Annotated in this window: 4 protein-coding genes and 1 pseudogene; 1 reads left to right on the top strand and 4 read right to left on the bottom strand. The window is 68.1% G+C overall.

All coding sequences use genetic code 11. The features are described from left to right. Positions 1-14 precede the first annotated feature (14 nt). Together ACOJVU_RS08850 and ACOJVU_RS08845 are read right to left on the bottom strand one after the other, a co-directional pair. Entirely contained in the window at positions 15-1,586 is a 1,572-nt protein-coding gene (locus ACOJVU_RS08850) for a long-chain-fatty-acid--CoA ligase (RefSeq protein ID WP_421529430.1), read from the bottom strand. Between the two features lie 64 nt (positions 1,587-1,650). Then, positions 1,651-2,124 (bottom strand): hypothetical protein, encoded by a 474-nt coding sequence (locus ACOJVU_RS08845; RefSeq protein WP_421529429.1) that lies wholly within the window; start codon positions 2,122-2,124, stop codon positions 1,651-1,653. A 248-nt stretch (positions 2,125-2,372) separates the two neighbouring features. Between ACOJVU_RS08845 and ACOJVU_RS08840 the strand changes: the two are divergent. After that, positions 2,373-3,160: pseudogene (locus ACOJVU_RS08840) on the top strand (SDR family NAD(P)-dependent oxidoreductase). A 162-nt stretch (positions 3,161-3,322) separates the two neighbouring features. Here ACOJVU_RS08840 and ACOJVU_RS08835 read toward each other — a convergent pair. Together ACOJVU_RS08835 and ACOJVU_RS08830 are read right to left on the bottom strand one after the other, a co-directional pair. Next, entirely contained in the window at positions 3,323-3,760 is a 438-nt protein-coding gene (locus tag ACOJVU_RS08835; RefSeq protein ID WP_421529428.1) for an anti-sigma factor antagonist, read from the bottom strand. A gap of 259 nt (positions 3,761-4,019) precedes the next feature. Beyond that, positions 4,020-4,381: DedA family protein (locus ACOJVU_RS08830; RefSeq protein WP_421529427.1), on the bottom strand; the 362-nt coding region annotated here is incomplete at its 5' end.

Raw genomic sequence — 4,381 nt, 5'->3', positions numbered from 1 at the left:
TGTGAGGGCGCCGCTCATACCTTGCGCGCACGGTCCCGCCAATAGGGTTCGCGCAGAGCTGTTTTGAGGATCTTCCCGCTGGCGTTGCGGGGAAGCTCGGCGACCACGTCGACGGTGCGCGGGCATTTGTAGGCGGCCAGATGCTGTCGGCAGAACTCGATGACGTCGGCGGGTTCGATCTCGGCCGCAGCCACGACGATCGCCTTGACGGATTCGCCCCAGCGGTCGTCGGGCACCCCGATGACCGCGGCGTCGGCGACGGCGGGATGCTTGATCAGTACGCTTTCTACTTCAGGTCCGTACACGTTCTCCCCGCCGGTGATCACCATGTCTTTCAGCCGGTCCTCGACGTAGACGTAGCCGTCGGCGTCGAGGCGCCCCACGTCGCCGGTGCGCACCCACTCGTCGCCGGTGATCGTTTCGGCCGTTGCCTCCGGGCGGTTCAGGTAGCCGCTCATGTTCTGGTTGCTGCGCACCCAGATCTCACCCGGCTGCCCCGCCGCCAGCAGATCGCCAGTCTCGGGATCGACGATCTTGATCGCCGTTCCCGGCAACGCTTTTCCGGCTGAAAGCTGCAGATGGGGCCGAGCTGGATCGCGATGGTCGGTGTCGCCGAGCGCTGTGACTGCTCCGCACAGTTCCGTCTGGCCGTACACCTGAACGAACTTCGTGCCGGGCCAGGCCGCCAGCGCGCGGTGTAGCAGGGGCAGCGGCATCGGGGCGGCGCCGTACACGATGTAGCGCAGGCCCGAGATCGCGGCAGTTGCCGCCTCGCCGCCGTCGAGGAACCTGGCGATCACCGGAGGGACGACGAACGCGTGCGTCGCGCCGGCCCGCACCGCGGCGACCAGCTCCGCGGCGTCGGGCTCGCGGGTCATGATCGTCGGCATGCCGGGCCGGATGCCGAACAGTGCATACCCGATCCCACCCACGTGGAACAGCGGCATGCACACCAGGTTCGTGTCGCCCTCACCGAAGGGAAACGCCGGCGCGACGTTCGCCGCGTGGTTGACCAGCGCCCGCTGGCTCAGTACCACGCCCTTGGGGCGTCCGGTGGTGCCCGAGCTGTAGATCACCAGCGCGGAGTCGTCGCCGGTGACCTCGGCGTCGGGATCCTCGGGAGATGCCGCGGCGAGCAATGATTCGTACTCGTCCTGGTCGTCACCGCCCACCACCACGATGCGCTGCAGGCCCGGTACGTGAGCGGCAGCCGCCTGCGCCGCGGGATGCAGTTCGGCGCCGGCGAAAAGCAGGCGGGCCCCGCTGTCTTGGAGAACATGCACGAGTTCCTCACCGGCCAGACGCCAATTCACCACGGTGGCCACCGCGCCGATCGATGCGGCCGCGAACAGGGTTTCCAGGCACGCGGGGTGATTCTTGTCCAGGAAAGCCACGCACTGCCCACGCCGGATACCGGCGGCGCGCAGTGCTCCGGCTACGCGACGAATCCGCGTCGCCCACTCGGCCCAGGTCCACTGTGCTTCGCCGTAACGGATAGCCGTGGCGTCGGGGCGCTGTCGTACGTGTTGCTCGATGAATCCGATGAGCGTGTCCGTGGTGCTGGTGAAGGTGTCGACTGCCGGCATAACCCCTCCGAGATCGTTGTGTTCTTCTCTGTAATATGCGGTGCGCCGCCGCCACGGCAACCAGTCAGAGCATGGAGTCGATCATTGCCCCGCCGTCTTGGGCGGCTTGACCGGTCGCGTTGTCGTTCTGCCGGAAGTCGATGAACGCCGACAGGCGAGTCGACGTGTTGAGCAGCTCACCGAATGTGCCGAGGACGGGAACCGTGCCCCGCGGCGACGAAAGGTCGGCGGTGTAGTCGATGGCGGCCATCTGCTGAAAGTTGTTGCCGTGCAACATCGTTATGAGCGGATCGGTCAGGTTTCGCACGTTGGTCAAATCAGAGGACGGGTTGCCGGTCAGCTGGTCGATGTCGTCCTGCAGCGCGGCGACGACATCGGTCCCGTCAGCCGTTTTCACGACGACCTGCAGCTGCGCGCTGGAATCGGCGTTGGAGAGCGCCACCCAGTCCGGGCCGCGGTCGCCGACCGTCCAGCCCGGCGCGGGGATGATCGAGATGCCCTGCGCGATGTCGACCGGGTCGGCGGCCAGCAGCGCCACCGCGGACGCCGGCGGGCGCGGCGTTTGCCCGGCCGGGGCCGGCCGTGGCGGTGAGCAGGACTGCGGCGGCCACGGCGACGACGGACTGCAGGCCGCGCGTGGCCCGTGCCACGGAAAATGGGGGCGTGTGCGGTGGCGACATCATTGCTCCTCGTGCCTCCGGTTGGTTGCGCAAAATCGTAAGGTACAAATCGCCATATGGGCAGATCCCGCAGAGCAGATGCCCGACCCGACAGAAGAACTGCGACATGGTGAATGCCGCCCGTGCCGGTTCCCGCACCTTCGTCGTGACGGGCGCGGCATCCGGGATCGGCCTGGCCACCGCGCGGCGTCTGCTGTCCGAGGGCGGTTCCGTCGTCGGCGCCGACCTGGCCACCCCGCCGCACCTGGGCCCCGATTTTCACTTCGTCACCACCGATGTGACCGACGAGGTTGCGATCGGTGCCGTGCTGGACGCGGTGCCCGGCCGCCTCGACGGCGTTTTCCACGCCGCCGGCGTGGCCGGCGGCGGCCCCGTTCACCTGCTCGACCGTACCGAATGGGAGCGCGTGATCGGCATCAACCTGACCGGCACGTTCCTGGTCGCCAAGGCCGCGCTGTCCAGGATGATCGAGCAACCCAGGGTCGACGGCGAGCGGGGCTCCATCGTCACCGTCTCCAGCATCGAAGGCCTGGAGGGAACGGCGGGCGGCAGCTCCTACAACGCGGCCAAGGGCGGCGTCGTGCTGCTGACCAGGACATGGCGCTCGACTACGGGCCGAGCGGCATCCGGGTCAACGCAATCTGCCCGGGTTTCATCGAAACACCGATGGCTGAAAGTGTTTTCGGTCTGGAGGCGATGGCGGGCCCGCTGGCCTCCATCACCAAGGAACACGCGCTGCACCGGCTCGGCCGGTCCGACGAGGTCGCGGCGATGGCAGCCTTCCTGCTCTCCCGGGACGCTTCGTTCGTCACCGGGCAGGCCATCGCCGTCGACGGCGGCTACACCGCCGGCCGCGATCACGGCGTCGTCAAACTCTTCGGTCTGCCCGAGTGAGCCTTCAGGATCGCGTTACGGTCCGGTGCGCCTGAGAGCGACTCCGCACGCGGGCCGGTGCGGCCCACCGACATCTCTGTACCGATAGTCCTGGCGTCCCGACGCGGCTGTGCGCAGCGATGAGTCGACGGGGACGTCGCAGAACAGGGCGTGCGAGAGCGGCTACCGGCGGGCGGTCGGGGCGAGTGCGGCGTCGGCGGTGGGGTAGAGGGGCAGCTCGCCCCCCAGCCCGCATGCCTCGACAATCCTGGCGACGAGCGGCTCCCGGCTGACCAGGCGCAGCTCGATACCGCGGCGGCGGCACCGTTGCGCCTCGTCGGCCAGCACCGCGAACGCGCAGCAGCCCATGAACTCGAATCCCGTGACGTCGACGACCAGCGGCCCCGGGGCGGAGACGACGCCGCCGGCTTCGACGATCAGCCGGCGCCAGGTGAGCTCGTTGCTGGCGTCGACCTCTCCACCGGCGTTGACGAGAACCGCGCCGTCGATGCGGTCGGTGGTGGCCCTCAGGGTGTTGTGTGGGTCCCCGAGTTCGTAGACCAGCCGCGTGCTGAGGGTCAAATAGGGACTGGATGTGGTGTGGGTACACGCTGTACTCATGTGCTGGACTCCCTGATCGGCCGGCGTTGGAAACGCGGCGACGTTGGCCCGTCCTGCTGTCTGAAGACAGACATTCGCGATGTGTGAACCTTTTTTGTATAACGAAACAGAGCGGTGTGTCTACCCGTGATGCGTGAACGAGTCGTGAGTGCGGACTGCGATCTTCCCGGGCCACGTCTTACCGGCACGTCGCGACCAAGAACGAACTCGTGCTGCTCCGGACCGGGGGCCTCGACTGGTGGACCCGCCGGGTCCGGTTTCACACGGGGTCGGCGGCGGTGGTCCCGGTTCTGCGACCGTGCTCGGCCTCGAGTTCGGCGATCGCCCGGGATGTGCGCTCGCGCAGCAGGATTGCCGCGGTCACACCGCACACGACGGCGATGACGAACGCGATCCAGGAGAACCGCTCCATCCAGCGCTCGGCGGCCATCCCGGCGAAGTAGACCAGGGCGGTGGTGCCCCCCGCCCAGCAGACGGCGCCCGACACGTTGGCGGCCAGGAAACGCGGGTAGCGCATGTTCAGGGCGCCGGCCAACGGCCCGGCGAAGATGCGCAACAACGCGATGAAGCGGCCGAAGAACACCGCACGTACACCCCAGCGGTTGAACAGCTGTTCGGCCA

The organism is Mycobacterium sp. THU-M104 (assembly GCF_049197365.1).
Taxonomy (GTDB): domain Bacteria; phylum Actinomycetota; class Actinomycetes; order Mycobacteriales; family Mycobacteriaceae; genus Mycobacterium.
The sequence above is the reverse complement of the archived record's forward strand: the minus strand, read 5'-3'. Positions and strand labels throughout refer to the sequence as shown.